17 protein-coding genes are annotated in these 16,864 nt (G+C 62.6%); 16 read left to right on the top strand and 1 reads right to left on the bottom strand.

Annotation, left to right across the window (positions count from 1 at the left end; genetic code table 11):
* Position 1: 1 nt before the first annotated feature.
* The 9 genes from lysA to A3M3_RS23415 all read left to right on the top strand — a co-directional run bounded on the left by lysA (position 2) and on the right by A3M3_RS23415 (position 11,081).
* Entirely contained in the window at positions 2-1,507 is a 1,506-nt protein-coding gene (lysA, locus tag A3M3_RS0101070) for a diaminopimelate decarboxylase (protein ID WP_028264764.1), read from the top strand.
* On the top strand, positions 1,500-2,822 hold the full coding sequence (locus A3M3_RS0101065; protein ID WP_028264763.1) for a homoserine dehydrogenase: 1,323 nt from the start codon (positions 1,500-1,502) through the stop codon (positions 2,820-2,822). Before lysA ends, A3M3_RS0101065 begins: the two co-directional genes overlap by 8 nt.
* A complete protein-coding gene (gene thrC, locus A3M3_RS0101060; RefSeq protein ID WP_028264762.1) occupies positions 2,823-3,929 on the top strand; it encodes a threonine synthase in 1,107 nt (368 codons plus the stop codon). It begins immediately after the preceding gene.
* A gap of 2 nt (positions 3,930-3,931) precedes the next feature.
* Positions 3,932-4,906, top strand: coding sequence for a homoserine kinase (thrB, locus tag A3M3_RS0101055; RefSeq protein WP_028264761.1), 975 nt, complete (start codon positions 3,932-3,934; stop codon positions 4,904-4,906).
* Positions 4,907-5,206: 300 nt separating this feature from the next.
* Positions 5,207-7,318, top strand: a complete 2,112-nt coding sequence (gene rho, locus A3M3_RS0101050) for a transcription termination factor Rho (RefSeq protein WP_028264760.1) — start codon at positions 5,207-5,209, stop codon at positions 7,316-7,318.
* 179 nt (positions 7,319-7,497) lie between these two features.
* Positions 7,498-8,571, top strand: a complete 1,074-nt coding sequence (gene prfA, locus A3M3_RS0101045) for a peptide chain release factor 1 (RefSeq protein WP_028264759.1) — start codon at positions 7,498-7,500, stop codon at positions 8,569-8,571.
* An 18-nt stretch (positions 8,572-8,589) separates the two neighbouring features.
* Positions 8,590-9,462 carry a peptide chain release factor N(5)-glutamine methyltransferase gene (gene prmC / locus A3M3_RS0101040; RefSeq protein ID WP_028264758.1) on the top strand — a complete coding sequence of 291 codons (873 nt, stop codon included), beginning with the start codon at positions 8,590-8,592 and terminating at the stop codon, positions 9,460-9,462.
* A 12-nt stretch (positions 9,463-9,474) separates the two neighbouring features.
* Entirely contained in the window at positions 9,475-10,275 is an 801-nt protein-coding gene (locus tag A3M3_RS0101035; RefSeq protein WP_028264757.1) for an L-threonylcarbamoyladenylate synthase, read from the top strand.
* A complete protein-coding gene (locus tag A3M3_RS23415; protein WP_051422869.1) occupies positions 10,272-11,081 on the top strand; it encodes a WecB/TagA/CpsF family glycosyltransferase in 810 nt (269 codons plus the stop codon). The genes A3M3_RS0101035 and A3M3_RS23415 overlap by 4 nt, the downstream gene beginning before the upstream one ends.
* Here A3M3_RS23415 and A3M3_RS0101025 read toward each other — a convergent pair.
* On the bottom strand, positions 11,078-11,974 hold the full coding sequence (locus tag A3M3_RS0101025; RefSeq protein ID WP_028264756.1) for a glycosyltransferase: 897 nt from the start codon (positions 11,972-11,974) through the stop codon (positions 11,078-11,080). The two genes, A3M3_RS23415 and A3M3_RS0101025, sit on opposite strands and share 4 nt — an antisense overlap.
* A gap of 213 nt (positions 11,975-12,187) precedes the next feature.
* Between A3M3_RS0101025 and A3M3_RS0101020 the strand changes: the two genes are divergently transcribed.
* The 7 genes from A3M3_RS0101020 to A3M3_RS0100990 all read left to right on the top strand — a co-directional run bounded on the left by A3M3_RS0101020 (position 12,188) and on the right by A3M3_RS0100990 (position 16,864).
* Positions 12,188-13,297: an MraY family glycosyltransferase gene (locus A3M3_RS0101020; protein WP_028264755.1), complete on the top strand. Its 1,110-nt coding sequence runs from the start codon at positions 12,188-12,190 to the stop codon at positions 13,295-13,297.
* A gap of 128 nt (positions 13,298-13,425) precedes the next feature.
* Positions 13,426-13,914: an ATP synthase gene (locus tag A3M3_RS0101015; protein ID WP_028264754.1), complete on the top strand. Its 489-nt coding sequence runs from the start codon at positions 13,426-13,428 to the stop codon at positions 13,912-13,914.
* Entirely contained in the window at positions 13,901-14,239 is a 339-nt protein-coding gene (locus A3M3_RS0101010; RefSeq protein ID WP_028264753.1) for a hypothetical protein, read from the top strand. The genes A3M3_RS0101015 and A3M3_RS0101010 overlap by 14 nt, the downstream gene beginning before the upstream one ends.
* Positions 14,240-14,320: 81 nt before the next feature.
* Entirely contained in the window at positions 14,321-15,121 is an 801-nt protein-coding gene (gene atpB / locus A3M3_RS0101005) for a F0F1 ATP synthase subunit A (RefSeq protein ID WP_028264752.1), read from the top strand.
* Positions 15,122-15,203: 82 nt separating this feature from the next.
* Positions 15,204-15,422, top strand: a complete 219-nt coding sequence (atpE, locus tag A3M3_RS0101000; RefSeq protein WP_028264751.1) for an ATP synthase F0 subunit C — start codon at positions 15,204-15,206, stop codon at positions 15,420-15,422.
* Between the two features lie 54 nt (positions 15,423-15,476).
* Positions 15,477-16,037, top strand: a complete 561-nt coding sequence (locus A3M3_RS0100995) for a F0F1 ATP synthase subunit B (protein ID WP_028264750.1) — start codon at positions 15,477-15,479, stop codon at positions 16,035-16,037.
* Positions 16,037-16,864 (top strand): F0F1 ATP synthase subunit delta, encoded by an 828-nt coding sequence (locus A3M3_RS0100990; RefSeq protein ID WP_028264749.1) that lies wholly within the window; start codon positions 16,037-16,039, stop codon positions 16,862-16,864. Before A3M3_RS0100995 ends, A3M3_RS0100990 begins: the two co-directional genes overlap by 1 nt.

Genomic DNA, 16,864 nt, shown 5'->3' with positions numbered 1-16,864 from the left:
CGTGCAGAATAACACCAATAACAGCACCTCAGCCTCACCGCTCGCTCCACAATGGCTCGCTGTGCCGGAGGACCTGAACGCGCTTCACGCGCCGATGTGGGCCGCAGGTGTCCAGCGGAACGACGACGGCGAACTCGCCATTGACGGGGTTCCCGTCCGGGAGCTGAAGGAGCAGTTCGGCACCCCGCTGTTCGTCATGAGCGAGGGCGATTTCCGTGCCCGTGCACGCTCTTTCAAGGACGCCTTCGACGCGGCCTTTGCCGACATTTGCGGGGGAGTGGACGTCTACTACGCCGGAAAGTCCTTCCTGTGCACTGCCGTGGCCGCCTGGGTGGCGGAGGAAGGCTTGCGGCTGGACACCTGTTCCGGCGGGGAACTCGCTGTCGCGGCCCGGGCCGGCATCGACGGCGCGAATTTGGGCCTGCACGGCAATAACAAGTCCGACGCCGAGATCAACCGGGCACTGGACATGAAGCTCGGCCGCATTGTGGTGGACAGCCTCGACGAACTTGAGCGTGTGGCCAAGATCGCCTCCGGCCGCGGCGACACGGCGAAGGTCATGTTGCGGTTGACTCCCGGGGTCCACGCACACACCCACGAATTCATTGCCACGGCCCACGAAGACCAGAAGTTCGGACTTTCCATGGCCGGGGACTCCAGCGAGACAGCAGGACTCTCGGCTGCTGAGGAAGCCGTCGCCGCGGCAACTTCCTACTCCAACGTGGAACTTCTTGGCCTGCATTGCCATATCGGCTCCCAGATTTTCGAGCCGGACGGCTTTGCCTTGGCGGCCGAGAAGCTGCTGGACTTCCTGGCCGCGATGCAAGCGAAGTACTCCATCGATTTGCCGGAACTGGATCTGGGCGGCGGATACGGAATTGCGTACACGCCGGTGGACACCCCGCGCCCGCCAGCGGAGATCGCGCAGGCGATGGCCGCCGTCGTACGCTCCAAGTGCGCCGAGCTGGACATCACCCCGCCGCGTATCTCGATCGAACCGGGCCGCGCAATCGTGGGCACCAGCACCTTCACCTTGTACGAGGTCGGGACCTTGAAGACAGTGCGCGTGGATGTGCCCGCAAATGCGGCTGTAGACGCCCCTGTAGCTGCAGGAGGCAAGCACAACGTTACGTTCCCCCGCCGCTATGTGTCGGTGGACGGAGGCATGAGCGACAACGCCCGTCCGGTGCTGTACGACGCGGATTATTCTGCCATTGTCGCCTCGCGGGCTTCTGATGCGGCTCCGCAACTGTCCCGAGTAGTGGGCAAACATTGCGAGAGCGGCGACATAGTTGTTAGAGATGTATATCTGCCCGAAGACGTGGCAGCCGGTGATCTGCTCGCTGTACCGGGGACCGGCGCTTACTGCTGGGCCCTCTCAAGCAACTACAACTATCTGGCCAGGCCTGGCGTTGTCGCTGTGCGCAACGGAGCCGCCCGGCTGATTGTCCGCGGGGAAACCGAAGAAGATCTCTTGAACCGCGACATGGGAGTGGCGAATGTCTGAAGTGCGAACCCTGAAGGTGGCCCTGCTGGGCTGTGGCAACGTGGGAGCCCAGGTAGCACGGATTCTCCTTGACGACGCTGACGCCCTTGCTGCCCGCAGCGGTGCGCGCCTGGAGTTGTCCGGAATCGCCGTGCGCAACCTTGATTCGGAGCGCGACGTCGAGCTGCCCCGCGAACTGTTCACCACGGACGCCGACACCCTCGTCAAGGACGCCGATCTCGTGATCGAGCTCATGGGCGGCATCGAGCCGGCCAGGTCACTTATCCTGACCGCCATGCAGAATGGCGCCTGCGTTGTGACCGGCAACAAGGCACTCCTGGCGCAGGACGGCCCCACCCTCTACGAAGAGGCCGACAAGGCCGGCGTCCAGCTCTCCTACGAAGCCGCCGTCGCGGGAGCCATTCCGATCCTGCGTCCCATCCGCGACAGCCTCTCCGGCGACCGCATCACCCGGGTCCTGGGCATCGTGAACGGCACCACCAACTTCATCCTGGACCAAATGGACAGCACGGGGGCGCAGTTTGCCGATGCCCTCGCTGAAGCGCAGCGGCTCGGTTACGCGGAAGCCGATCCGACCGCCGACGTCGAAGGCTACGATGCCGCAGCCAAGGCCGCCATCCTCGCGTCGTTGTCTTTCCACACGCGCTTCGCTCTCGAAGACGTCTACTGCGAAGGCATCACGAAGGTCAGCGCAGCGGATATCGCGGCGGCGAAGGAAGCCGGATTTGTCATCAAGCTGCTCGCTATCGCCGAGAAGATCAACAATGCAAAGGACGGCGGGGGAGAGGGCGTATCCGTCCGCGTTCATCCCACCCTCCTGCCGCGCGAACACCCGCTTGCTGCCGTCCGCGGCGCTTTCAACGCAGTCTTCATCGAGGCCGAAAACGCGGGTGAACTGATGTTCTACGGCCAGGGCGCGGGGGGCACTCCGACGGCGTCTGCCGTGCTGGGCGACCTGGTCTCGGCTGCCCGCCGCGTGGTGCTGGGTGGTCCGGGCCGTACCGAGACCACCACGGGGTACGTTCCCGCACTGTCGATCAAAGCCTCCACTACGAGCTACTACATCGGCCTCGACGTTGCAGACCAGGCCGGGGTGCTGGCCCGGATCACCCATATCTTTGCGGAGCACGGCGTATCGATCGAAATCATGCGCCAGACGATCCACCGCGATGCCGCCTCGAAGGTTGAGTCGGCCGAGCTGAAGATCGTCACCCACCGCGCATCCGAAGCCGCACTCGCGGCTACCGTCGAGGCCATCAAGGGCCTGGACGTTATCAATTCCGTAACATCCGTCCTGCGGGTAGAAGGGGTCTAAGTGGCTCACCAATGGCGCGGAGTCATCCGCGAATACGCTGATCGTTTGCCTGTAACGGAAGCCACGAAGGTCATTACCCTCGGTGAGGGCGGTACTCCGCTCGTCCACGCGCAGAAGCTTTCCGAGCTCACCGGATCCACCGTGTACTTGAAGGTGGAAGGTATGAATCCCACCGGTTCCTTCAAGGACCGCGGGATGACCATGGCCATGACGGCAGCTGTGGAAGCAGGTGCGAAGGCCGTTGTCTGCGCCTCGACCGGCAACACCTCGGCCTCCGCCGCCGCCTACGCCACGGCCGCCGGCCTGAAATGTGCGGTGCTGGTTCCCGAAGGCAAGATCTCCATGGGCAAGCTCAGCCAGGCGATCGCCCACGGCGCCACGCTCCTGCAGGTGGACGGGAATTTCGATGACTGCCTGGACATCGCCCGCAAGCTTGGTGACTCCTACCCCGTGTTCCTGGTGAACTCGGTCAACCCGGCCCGTATCCAGGGCCAGAAGACCGGTGCCTTCGAAATCGTCGACGTACTCGGCGACGCCCCGGACATCCACGTCCTGCCGGTCGGCAACGCGGGCAACATCAGCGCTTACTGGAAGGGCTATAAGGAGTATTCGGCGCCGTTTGAGTCCGCGACCGCTGGTACACTTCCCGCCGTCTCCACCAAGACGCCGGCCATGTGGGGATTCCAAGCAGCAGGTGCGGCGCCGTTCGTGGCAGGCCACCCCATCACCGAGCCGGATACGATCGCCACGGCCATCCGCATCGGCAACCCGGCGTCCTGGGACACGGCCATTGCGGCACGCGATGAATCCGGTGGCTTCATCGACGCCGTGACTGACGAGCAGATCCTCGAGGCCCACCGCTGGCTTTCCGCCAAGGAAGGCGTCTTCGTGGAACCCGGCTCCGCGGCGGGCGTTGCCGGTCTCATCAAGAAACATGCCGCAGGCGAGGTTCCCGCCGGCAAAACGATCGTCATCACGGTGACCGGACATGGCCTCAAGGACCCGCAGTGGGCCCTCCGCACCGAAGACGGCAGCGAGGTCCAGCCGGTCAAGGTACCCAACGACGTCGTGACCGTGGCATCCGAGCTGGGACTGGAAGAAAACTAAGAGTGGAAACCACCCATCCCACCGCGACCGGCCTTAAGCTGGTCGCGGCAGGCCAGCAGCTCACCGTCCGGGTCCCGGGTACCAGCGCCAACCTGGGCCCAGGCTATGACAGCCTCGGCCTCGCATTGTCGATCTACGACACCCTGACCGTCGAGACACTCACCACCGGAGAGCTCGAGTTCGAGCTTTCCGGTGAGGGGGCCGACACCCTCCCTCGCGATGCCAGCCATCTGGCGGTCCGTGCCATCAACACGGCGTTGGCGCGCCTTGGCTTCCGGCACAACGGATTGAAGATCACCGCGGATAACGTCAATCCGCACGGACGTGGACTCGGTTCCTCTGCATCGGCAGTGGTTGCTGCCGTGATTGCGGCGAACGCTTTGGTGCCCGAATCCGCCCAGCGCGACCGCGAGTGGATTCTGCAGCTCACGAGCGAGATGGAAGGCCATCCGGACAACGTCGCACCGGCGATTTTCGGCGGACTGGCCTTGTCATGGCAGGACAGCGAGCAGTACAGCAGCACCCGCGCAGAGGTAGTCCCGTCCGTCATTCCCATCGTCGCTGTACCTGATTACGAATTGTCCACTGAGACGGCCCGAGGTCTGCTCCCGGCGTCAATAGGCCATCACGCGGCAGCCATGAATTCAGGACGTGCGGCGCTCCTGATCCATGCGTTGACGGCAGAGCCCCGTTTCCTGCTTTCCGGAACCGAGGACTACCTGCACCAGAGCTACCGTGCCGAGGCTATGCGGCCTAGCGCGGCCCTGATTGCGGCACTGCGGGCCGCAGGCCACGCGGCCGTTGTTTCCGGAGCGGGACCCACGGTCCTGGTATTGGCCAACGGCACCGACGAAGCCGGGGTGATTGCCGAATTGATTGCCACTTTCACCGCCGACAACACTCCGGAGGTTGCTTGGCGTGTGATGACACTAGCAGTGGACGTCGAAGGTGCTAGAGTGGACTTGCACCGGCGGTAGCATCGCGGGCAGTTCCCTGACATTGGATCCCGGCTTAATGCCGTTCCCGTCTTCTACTGTGCCGAAGTCTGCCGGTGTCGTCTCCTTATCGGCCTGTCGCAGGTGCCACAGAAAGCTATGTGTCAACCGGACCGTCAGCCCGCGCCCCGCCCGCCGGAGCATCGAAGACGCATCAGTATCCGGCCCTGCTGAAACTAAACGGCAAGACCGAAATCACGGCTGCAGATCTGAACTGCAGTCCAGAACAAATCATCGCGTCCAGCTCTAGGTCTGGACGCCGTCGAGGGGGAAGGATCCTTCGTGACAGAAACCACTGAGCTGGCTTCAGCTGTGGACACAATATCTTCTGCAGCTGAGTCAACGGCCGCAACCGCCAAGAGCAGCGGCCTTGCAGGCCTCAAGCTCGCGCAGCTCCAGGCTTTGGCCAGTCAGCTGGGCATCTCGGGCGGATCGCGGATGCGCAAGGGGGACTTGGTTTCGGCTATTTCCGCCCACCGTGCCGGTGCAACCACCAGCAAGGCTCCTACAGCGGCCAAAGCCGTAGCGGCGAAGTCCGCACGGTCGGCGGCCCCGGCAGTTGAGGCCCCGGCCGCACCTGCCGTAGAGACCCTCGAAGCTCCGGCAGAGGAAGGCACCCGGGCACGGGGGCGTGGCCGAAGCCGTCGCGCCACGAGCGACGGGGTCGTTGCTGCCCCCGCTGCGACGGAAACCGTCGAGGCTCCCGCCGCCCCCGAGACTCCCGCAGTGCCCGTCGCCGAAGCCGGCGAGACCGTCGGCGAACGCCGCCAGCCCCGCACGCGGAACCGTCGTCGTAGCGAGACCGCGGCCGCTCCCGCGGAGTCCGTGGAAGCCACCGAGCTGCCCCAGGCTGAACAGCCCCGCACCGAGGAGCAGGCCGAGCAGCCTCGCGCTGAACAGGCCCGTGGTGATCAGCGTCAGGCCGAACAGCGTCAAGCACAGCCCCGCCAGGGCGAGCAAGCGTCGGTCGAGGCAGGCGAACCTGCCCAGCGCGAACGCCGCGACAATACCCGTACACGGCGCGAAGACAACGACGGCGATGACACCGGCAACCGCCGCAACCGTCGCAATCGCCGCGACCGCAACGACCGTCCGGGTCCGCAGGACAACCGTGACAACCGCGACAACCGCGAGGGAAATACCCGCAGCGACCGCTTCCGCGACCGCAACGAACGCCGTCGCGGCCGGGGCCAGGGTCCCGACGTCGACGACGTCGAGGTGACCGAGGACGACGTCCTGCTTCCTGTTGCCGGGATCCTGGATGTATTGGAGAACTACGCGTTCATCCGCACTTCCGGTTACCTTCCCGGTGCCAACGATGTGTATGTGTCCCTCGCCCAGGTTAAGAAGTACAACCTGCGCAAGGGCGACGCCGTCGTCGGCGCAATCCGCGCCCCGCGTGACGGCGAGGATCGTAACCAGCAGTCCGCGCGTCAGAAGTTCAACGCGCTGGTCCGCGTCACCTCGGTCAACGGCAAGACGCCCGAAGAGCTCAAGGACCGCGTCGAATTCGCCAAGCTCGTCCCGCTCTACCCGTCCGAGCGCTTGCGCCTCGAAACGGATCCCAAGAAGATCGGCCCGCGCGTCATCGACCTTGTGGCCCCGATCGGCAAGGGCCAGCGCGGCCTGATTGTCTCCCCGCCCAAGGCGGGAAAGACGCTCATCCTGCAGTCCATCGCCAACGCGATCACCACCAACAACCCTGAGGTCCACCTCATGATGGTGTTGGTTGACGAACGTCCCGAAGAAGTCACCGACATGCAGCGCACGGTGAAGGGTGAGGTCATTGCCTCCACCTTCGACCGTCCGGCCGATGACCACACGACGGTGGCCGAGCTGTCCATCGAACGGGCCAAGCGCCTTGTGGAAATGGGCATGGACGTGGTGGTCCTCCTGGATTCCATGACCCGTCTGGGCCGCGCCTACAACCTGGCAGCACCGGCCTCGGGCCGCATCCTGTCCGGTGGTGTCGACTCCGCCGCGCTCTATCCGCCGAAGCGCTTCTTCGGAGCTGCGCGGAACATCGAAAACGGTGGCTCGCTCACCATCCTGGCAACGGCCCTCGTTGAGACCGGTTCCAAGATGGACGAAGTCATCTTCGAAGAGTTCAAGGGCACGGGCAACATGGAGCTCCGCCTGTCCCGCCAGTTGGCGGACAAGCGCATCTTCCCCGCCGTGGACGTGAACGCTTCGGGTACCCGTCGCGAAGAGAACCTGCTTTCGCCTGAAGAAGTCAAGATCATGTGGAAGCTGCGCCGCGTCCTGTCCGGACTCGAGACCCAGCAGAGCCTTGAACTCCTGACCAACAAGATCCGGGAGACCGGGAGCAACGTCGAATTCCTGATGCAGGTACAGAAGACGACTCTTGGAGCCAAGTCGGATAACGACAAATAGCTGTTTTAGGGGCGGGTGCTGGTTCGTTCGTGCGGTTGGTGCCGCGCGGATGTTCCGCCCCCGCCCCTTCCCGTTGCAACGCGAGGTCAGATACGGCCCATCCGGGCCATCGGCATGGGCCGTAAGTGACCCCGCGTTGCAGTTATTAGACTTGGTTGCAAGTCGAAAGAGGTTGAGAAATGTTTGAGTCCGTACAGGGATTGCTTGATGAGCATGCTGCTATTCAGGCGCAGTTGAGTGATCCTGCCGTTTATGCCGACCAGGCGTTGGCTCGCAAGCTGGGACGGCGTTCGGCGCAGTTGCAGGGCATTGTGGAGGCGTACAACCGTTGGCGCGGACTCATGGACGATCTTGAAGCGGCAAAGGAAATGGCTTCCGAGGACGCCGAATTTGCTGCTGAGGTAGATGAAATCGAGGCAAAGCTTCCGGCAGCGCAGGAGAAATTGCGCCGCTTGCTGATCCCGCGCGATCCTGACGACGCACGTAACGTCATTCTTGAGGTCAAGGGTGGCGAAGGCGGTGACGAAGCTGCGCTCTTCGCCGGGGACCTGCTGCGGATGTACATGCGCTACGCGGAGTCGCGGGGCTGGAAGACCGAGCTCATCTCAGCCACGGAATCTGATCTGGGCGGTTACAAGGACGTCCAGATGGCCGTCAAGGGCAACTCGAACGATCCCGCTGAAGGCGTGTACGCCCGGCTGAAGTTCGAGGGCGGAGTGCACCGTGTTCAGCGTGTTCCTGTCACGGAGTCGCAGGGCCGCATCCACACCTCCGCTGCCGGCGTACTGGTGCTTCCGGAAGTGGATGAGCCCGAAGAGCTCGAGATCAACCAGAATGACCTCAAAATCGACGTCTACCGGTCCTCCGGTCCTGGCGGCCAGTCCGTCAACACCACCGACTCGGCAGTCCGCATTACCCACCTACCGACTGGCATCGTGGTGGCGATGCAGAACGAAAAGTCCCAGCTGCAGAACCGCGAAGCGGGCATGCGCGTGCTGCGCGCCCGTATCCTCGCCCATCAGCAGGAACAGATCGACGCCGAAAACTCTGCCCAGCGCAAGTCGCAGATCCGCACCATGGACCGTTCTGAGCGTATTCGCACCTACAACTTCCCGGAAAACCGGATTGCCGACCACCGTACCGGCTACAAGGCCTATAACCTGGACGCTGTCATGAACGGTGACCTGGAGCCGGTCATCCAATCGGCCATCGAAATGGACGAACAGTCGCGCCTGGACGCCCTGGGCGAGTAACAGCCTGCAAGGATCCCCATGACGCTCTTCCCGGGCCAAAGCCTCGCCGACGCCGTCCGTGAGGCAACCAATATCCTGACCGACGCCGGAGTCCCCACTCCGCGCGTGGACGCGGAGCTCCTCGCCGAACATCTCTTGGGTGTCGGCCTGGGGCGGCTGCGTGCCATGCTGCTCGGCGATTCCGCAGCCCCCGAAGGCTACGCGGACTTGGTGGCCGAGCGCGCACAGCGCGTTCCACTGCAGCACATTACCGGCGTCGCGCACTTCCGCTACCTCACGCTTGCCGTGGGGCCGGGCGTGTTCATTCCGAGGCCCGAAACCGAGTCAGTGGTCCAGCTGGTCATTGACCACCTCCAGGGAATCCCCCACCCGAAAGTTGTCGATCTTGGCACCGGTTCCGGTGCGATTGCCGGCTCGATTGCCCAGGAGGTGCCCGGAGCCGAGGTCCACGCCGTGGAGTTCAGCACGTTTGCCCACGCCTGGGCCACGAAGAATTTGAAGCCCCTTGGCGTGAAGCTCGTGCAAGGCGACCTCCGAAATGCTTTGCCCGAGCACGACGGAACCTTTGACGTCGTCGTTTCCAACCCGCCCTACATTCCCGCCGCAGCAATTCCGAACGAACCTGAAGTCGCACTGCACGATCCGCCCGAGGCGCTCTACGGCGGGGGAGCGGACGGAATGGAACTCCCGACGGCGGCTGCCGCCTCGGCTGCGCGGCTCCTCAAAGGCGGCGGCTTCTTCGTGATGGAGCACGCCGAGGTTCAGGCAAGGTGGATTTCCGAACATCTCAAGGCCGCAGGCTGCTGGACGAAAGTCACCACCCATATCGATCTCAACGGCAAGGAACGTGCCACGAGCGCAGTGTTGGCAATTCCTGCCTCCGGGAAATGAAAGAATAGCGCTGTGACCACAAGCTACAACTGCACGTCAGAGGAACAACGCGCCGAAGGCCTGGAGCACGCGCAGCGCGCCATCAACGAGAAAAAGTGCATCGTGATGCCGACGGACACCGTCTACGGCATTGCGGCCGATGCTTTCTCACCCCAGGCCGTTACCATGCTGCTTGTTTCCAAGGGCCGCGGCCGCCACATGCCGCCCCCGGTATTGATCCCACGGCCCAATGCATTGGACGGGCTCGCAACCGATGTGCCGGAGGACGCCCGAAAACTGGCTGAGGCCTTCTGGCCAGGCGGTCTGACGCTGATCTTCCACGCCCAGCCATCCCTGGACTGGGACCTGGGGGAGACGCGCGGAACCGTTGCCTTGCGCATGCCCGACGACGAAATTGCGCTTGAACTGCTCAACCGCACCGGCCCACTGGCAGTGTCCTCGGCGAATCGTACCGGCCAACCGGCGGCGCAGACGGCATCCGAGGCGAGGACCCAGCTTGCTGAATCCGTCGAGGTGTACCTTGAGGGCGGGTTCCGGCCGGTCGTGGGAACCGAGTCCGTAGCATCCACGATTGTTGACGCCACCGCCGTGCCGTTCCGGGTGGTCCGCGACGGCGCAATTTCCCTCGAGCGCCTCCGTGAGGTGGTTCCGGGCTTGCTGGGACTGGGCGAAGAGGGGCCGGAAGCGGCGGGTGAAGCGGAAGCCGCACCGGAAACGTCCACCGAACCAGCGCCCGAAGCGGTAACGGAAAACCACGCTGAGGGCCCGGTTTCCGGTGAAGCCGCTGTTTCGGGGGAGACCAGGGCCGAATGAGCCTGGTCCGGGATCGTGTTCCCCTTTTGGACGTAGACGTTACTGCCTTGTGCGCCGACGAGCTGATCCAGGCCATGAGCGGGTTCGTTTCAGACGGCACCACCAAAGTGGTTCTTGGACACAATCTGCATAGCGTCACGCTGTTTCATTCGAGTCCGGATTTCCGGCTCCTCTATGAACGCAGTGACGTGGTGCTCCTGGACGGTGCGCCCGTCGCCATGCTCTGGGGGCTTTGCCGCCGGGGAAACTCACGCAGCAGCGGCCAGGGGTTGATGGAACACCGCTTGGGATCCACGGACTGGGTGCCCGCGCTCGGCGGTGTTGAAGGACTACGCCGGATTGCGGTCGTCGGGGCGGGTCCCGAGGCCAACGCCAAGACGGTCGAGCGTCTCCGCGGAATCGTCCCCGACGCCGAGGTCGCAGGCCGGCCCGGCGATAATTGGGACAATGACAGCGAAGAGTCCGCCGTTGCCTGGCTGGCGGAATTCCAGCCCCAGCTGGTTCTTCTTGGCTTGGGAATGCCCCTGCAGGAATCCGTCCTACACCGCCGCCTCGAGGAACTTCCGCCTGCCGTCTACTGCACGGTGGGCGGGGCGATTGAACAGTTGGCGGGCCTACAGAAACTCGCTCCCCGCTGGCTTGGTCGCCTCGGCCTCGAATGGGCTTGGCGACTCATCTTGCACCCGGGACGTGTCGCTTACCGGGTCTTCGGTGAACCGTGGATTCTGCTCGGCCTGCTGGTCCGCCGTCGGCTCGCGGGCAACAACACCACGGTGGATCGCAGTCCAGCCGAACACGAGCGCTAGAACTTCTGGTCCTCCAGCGGCCCGAAGCCTTTGTTCCGCAGACCCGCCGAGAATGCCCGGAACCACTCTGCGAGCCCGCGGAAGTCACCGCGGGGGAGGAAATAGCCCAAGTAGCCCCCGACGTCGGCCACCATCGACTTTCCGCGGCGATAGCGGCGGATCAAATAGCCGCGGTTGCGGTAGTAGAAGTAGCGCTTGAAGGCTGAATCCGGAACGATCACATGCCAGCGCGCGCCGAATACATGCTTCGTCTCTGAAAAGGCATGGGGATGGGTGATCCAAGCGGTCGCGACCGTGCCGAAGCGTATCCCGGCTTTCCGAAGGCGGATCATGAAGTCCACTTCATCGCCCCGGATGAACAGCCGGATATCCGGCACCCCTACTTTGAAGAAGACGCTGGAGCGGATGAGCGCCCCGTTGAAGAAGTGCCCGACGTCGGGCAGGAACCCCGCCTTCTCGACCTCGGCGCGGTCGTGGGTCACCTTGCCGTCTATTCGAAAGAAGAAAGAGAGTTTGTCCGGGTAGCCGGGTGCCACCACGAGGGGGACTACAGCATCGAGTCCTCGGGCTTCCGCTTCGCGAACCAGGGTCTCGAGACATTCGGGGTCGCCGGGTTCGGCATCATCGTCCATGATCCAGACCCATTCAGCGCCGCTGGCTACCGCCTTGAGGATCGCAAGGGCGAAGCCGCCCGCCCCGCCCAGATTCGCCTCGGAGCGGACATAGTCCACTTTCGGATGAGCCGTTGCAACCTCCCGCGAAGGGGTGGTACCGCTGTCCACCAGACAGATGGTATCCACCGGTATGGACTGCTTGTTGACGGCGTCGAGCAGGACTTTAAGCTCTCCGGGGCGGTCAAAGGTCACGGCCGCAACGGCAACGGAGAGAGTCATGTAGGGTTCCTTCCGGGCAGTAGCGGGAGGGTCCTCCCGGCTCGCCCTAGGGGCGCGTGAAACGGAGCAAAGCCGCCGTTACCGCTAGTATCTTGACAGAGTCCAACTGTAGTACAGCAATATTCGGCGGTGCGCAGCGGTGTTGCGGGTGTTGTACCGGCAGCTAGTCGCCGGGGACAAAATCCACCACCACCGCCAACAGGAGCCGCCCACGTGATCATGTATTCGCTCATGATGCTCACGGCTGCCGTCGTGTCCTATCTCGCTACGTGGGTAGCCCGCCGGATGGGGAACAAGCTTCGGCTTTTTGCACCCATCCGCAGCCGCGATATGCACTCAGTGCCCATCTCACGGCTCGGCGGATTGGGCCTCTTCGCAGGCTTTGCCGTGGCCCTCGTGGTGGCGAGCAATTCGTTTTTCGTGAAGGACATCTTCCGTGGGAACGGCGCGCCGTGGGGAATACTGGCCGGAGCGCTGGTGATCGTCGCGGTTGGCGTTGCCGACGATGTGATGGATATCCGGTGGTGGGTCAAGCTGATTGGCCAATGCACGGCCGGCACGATCGTCGCAGTTTGGGGCGTGCAGATGTCCGTGATTCCGTTTGTTCCTGAACCCATTCGGATTGAAGGTGAGCCGCTGCGGATCATCCTGACCGCACTCCTTATCGTGACCACCATGAATGCCGTCAATTTCATCGATGGCCTTGACGGCCTGGCGGCGGGCGTTGCAGCTATTGGCGGGGTTGCGTTCTTCCTTACCGCATATTGGGTCCACCGCAATGCAACTCTTACGGACAGATCGGATCTGGCGGCGCTCCTGATGGCGATCATCGTGGGGTGCTGCATTGGATTCCTGCCCCACAATTGGTTTCCGGCCAAGATTTTCATGGGTGACTCCGGGGCGATGCTCTTGGGACTCGTGATGGCCTCGGCCGGTGTGGTCTCGACGGGCCAGATCAGTTCCGGACTCTATGACCGTGCCAACGGTATTCCGACGATCGTCCCCATCCTGTTGCCGTTCGCGATTCTCTCGCTGCCGTTGCTGGACCTAGGCCTGGCGGTTTTGCGGCGGACAGCCCGCGGACAATCGCCCTGGTCCGCCGACCGGGGACATTTACACCACAAGCTCATTGAGCTTGGCCACACACACCGCACGGCGGTGCTCATGATGTACGTGTGGACCTGCATTTTGGCCTTCGGAGGGCTCGCCTTTGCCATTTTCCCCTGGCAGATGGTCCTCACAGTGGATATCGTGGCTGCACTGATCATGGCTGGAGTGACAGCATGGCCATACTTTGCCCGAAAAGGGCGTGCTGCACGGTAGACGCTGTATGACAAGGGCGTTATCATCACAGTTCTATCTCATGTAGAATTCTAGGGCGGACAGTCACTCGCCCGCGCACCCACCTTTTTTGAGACTTTGGCATTTTTGCCACGACGATTGGCATCCCCATGACTTCCAACGCCGGCGGACAACAGTCCGACTCGAGCGGCGTTGTTGCCTCCCGCTCCGCCTCTTCGCTGTGGCTACGGCTGCTCTTCCTCAGTTCAATAGCGGCCGTGCTGGCCCTCGCGGTTACTTCCGTCGTCGCGGCGGTCATGAATGGCGGCCAAGGGGTTCTTTCCGTCGCTTTCGGCGGCGTGCTGGTGATGGTGTTCTTTGCCATCAGCTTGCTGATCGGCCATTTCGTCGGTCGTGACAACCCTTCAGGAGCGGTCGGCCTCTTTGTGGCCAGTTACTTTGTCAAGGTTGTCGGGTTCGCCGTCGTGCTGTTTGTCCTCGGAGCACCCTCGTGGCTGCACGGTCGCTGGTTCGTGATTGGCGCCGTCGTCGCCGTCGTCTTTTGGCAAGCGGCCGAAATCTACGGCTTTAGCAAGGCCCGGCTGCAGATCTACAACGACCCTGAAGCACGCAAAGGGGATAACGATGTTCACCCGTAAGAACAAAGGACGCGTCGCTACGCCCCACGCCGAAAAACCCGGCGATTCCACTGAGTCCACGAGCGACGGAAGTGACGGCGGTTACAACGCCGGCATAGCCGTCTTCAGCTACATTATTGGCGGGATCATAGTCTGGAGTTTGATAGGCTGGGGTTTGGATAATCTGTGGGGGACTCGCTGGATTGTGCTCCTTGGCGCTCTGCTCGGAGCCGCAGGAGGGTTCTATCTTTCCCATATGCATGGACTCACCAGTCAGCGTTTTTCTTCAGGTGAGAGCAAAGCAGACAGCGGTCCGCCCCAGGACGGGGACAGAAATGCCAAATAATTCCACACGGGAAAAGGCTGCAAGAAACGCGGCCGGATCCTCACCAACGCCCAATGATGGACACTGCAGAGAGGAAACGCGTTGATCGCGCTTGCGCTCCCGGCCCAGGATTCAGGGACCTTCACTCCTCCCGGAATCGACCAAATGCACCTGCCGGCTATTCTGCCGTGGGGTGCGAGCGATGGCTTCTCCAAGCAAATGCTGCTGGTGATTCTGTCGGTCGTCCTTATCGCTACATTCTTCATCCTTGCTGCACGCAAGCAGCAGCTGGTTCCCGGCAAGCTGCAGTTCGCAGGCGAGATGGCCTACGGCTTCGTCCGCAACAGCATCGCCAAGGATATCATCGGCGGCCGTGACTTCATGAAGTTCGTGCCGCTCCTGTTCTCCCTGTTCTTCTTCATCCTGGTGAACAACATTTACGGCGCCATTCCCGTGATCCAGCTCCCGAGCTTCTCGCACGTCGGCGGGGCCTACGTACTGGCCGCTGTCGTGTATGTCACCTGGATCGGCATCGGTATCAAGAAGAACGGCCTGAAGTACTTCAAGCTGGCTACTGTTCCTTCCGGTGTCCCGTGGTACATCCTGCCGATCGTCGTGCCGATCGAAATCATCTCCAACTTCATGGTCCGGCCGGTCACCCACAGCCTCCGCCTCTTCGCCACCATGATGGCAGGTCACCTAATTGTGATGATCGCCGGCTCGGGCATCGAGTTCCTTGTCATGCAGGAGAACGTCCTTCTCAAAGGTGCATCCGTTCTGGTGCTCGCCGGTTCCATCGCCATGTACATGCTGGAAGCCCTGATCATGGTGCTCCAGGCATACGTCTTCACCCTTCTGACTGCGATTTACATCGAAGGCGCACTCCACGCCGACAGCCACTAGGCACAACCCCTCAATCTTCCCCCTCGGGGGTTGAAGCAAACCAAACAACCTGCCGCGACTGCGGCATCTTGAAAGGAAAACAATGAACGGCGATATCAACGGCTCCCTTAACCTCATTGGCTACGGTCTCTCCGCTATCGGCGGTGGTATCGGTGTGGGTCTCGTATTTGCTGCTTACATCAACGGTGTTGCACGTCAGCCGGAGGCCCAGCGCGTGCTCCAGCCGATCGCGTTCCTTGGTCTGGCTCTGACGGAAGCCCTCGCCATCCTCGGCCTGGTCTTCGCTTTCGTTCTCAAGTAAACCGCTAAGAACCAAGCGAACATTCAGAACCGAGTAGATAAGGACGGGTGAAATATGAATCAGCAGATCATCTCAGCCGCCGCTCAAGGCGCCGCGGAATCGGCTAATCCGCTCGTTCCCAACCCCTGGGAAATGGGCGTCGTCCTCGCTGGCTTCGCGGTCCTCTTTTACATCGTGGTCAAGTTTGTTGTCCCGATGTTCGAGAAGACTTTCGCCGAGCGTGCAGAGGCGATTGAGGGCGGAATTGCCAAGGCTGAAAAGGCTCAGGCTGAAGCTTCTGCAGCTCTTGAAGAGTACAAGCAGCAGCTCCAGGACGCCCGCGCCGAGGCTAACCGCATCCGCGAAGAAGCTCGTGCCGAAGGTGCCCAGATCCTCGCGGAGCTGAAGACCAAGGCAGCAGCGGAGTCGGCACGCATCACCGAGCAGGCGCATGCCCAGATCGAATCGGAGCGTCAGGCGGCTGTTGTCTCCCTGCGTTCCGAGGTGGGTACTTTGGCCACGACTTTGGCTGAGCGCATCGTTGGCGAATCGCTCAGCGATGACGATCGTGCCGCCCGCGTGGTGGACCGTTTCCTGGCAGATCTGGAGACCCAGAGCGCAGGTGCAGCTAAGTAATGGCAGGTGTATCGAGCGAATCGCTGACCAAAGCGCTGGAGCAGTTGGAAGCCAAGCTTCCCACGGCCTCGCTGCAGTTGGCTAAGGATCTCTTCGGAATCCTGGGAACGGTGGACAGCTCGGCTGGCTTGCGCCGCGCCCTGACTGACCCCTCTCGCAGCGGAGAAGAAAAGTCGGCGCTGGTCAAGCAGCTGGTTGGCGGGAAAGTCTCCGCTGATGCTGCGGAAATCGTGAGTGGATTGGCCAGCTCACGCTGGGCATCCGCACGCGATATCGGCGATGCACTCGAGACTCTTGCCGCCACGGTGGTTATCGCCGTGGCTGAAAACAAGTCGGCCGTTTCTGCCTCCGGAATCACGGGGCTGGAAGAGCTGGAAAACGATCTGTTTGCTTTCAACCAGGCCGTTGCTTCCAGCCACGAGGTACAACGTGCTCTGGGAGAGTCGCAGGCCAGCGCCGCGGCCAAGACCATCCTGGCGGAGAGGCTGGTTCCTGGCGCAAGCCCGGAATCCCAACTTCTCATTGGCCAGGCTGTGTCGCAGCCGCGCGGCATCAAGCCGAGCAAGCTCATCGACAACTTCGCCAAGCTTGCGGCCAAGCGGCAGCAGCGCTGGATCGCAACTGTCCGTGTCACCCGTCCGTTGACGGATGCGCAGACCAGCCGTCTGCAGGCCGGGCTTGACGCCCTCTACGGCCGCGAGCTGAAGGTCAACATCAGCGTTGATCCGACGTTGATCGGTGGAATCCGGGTCCAGGTGGGGGACGAAGTGCTTGACGCTTCGGTTATCGCCCGGCTGTCCGAACTCCGCCGGCAACTCGCCGGCTAG

The organism is Arthrobacter sp. MA-N2 (assembly GCF_000517125.1).
GTDB lineage: Bacteria > Actinomycetota > Actinomycetes > Actinomycetales > Micrococcaceae > Arthrobacter > Arthrobacter methylotrophus.
Note: the sequence above shows the minus strand (reverse complement) of the source record. Positions and strands in the feature narration are given on the sequence as shown.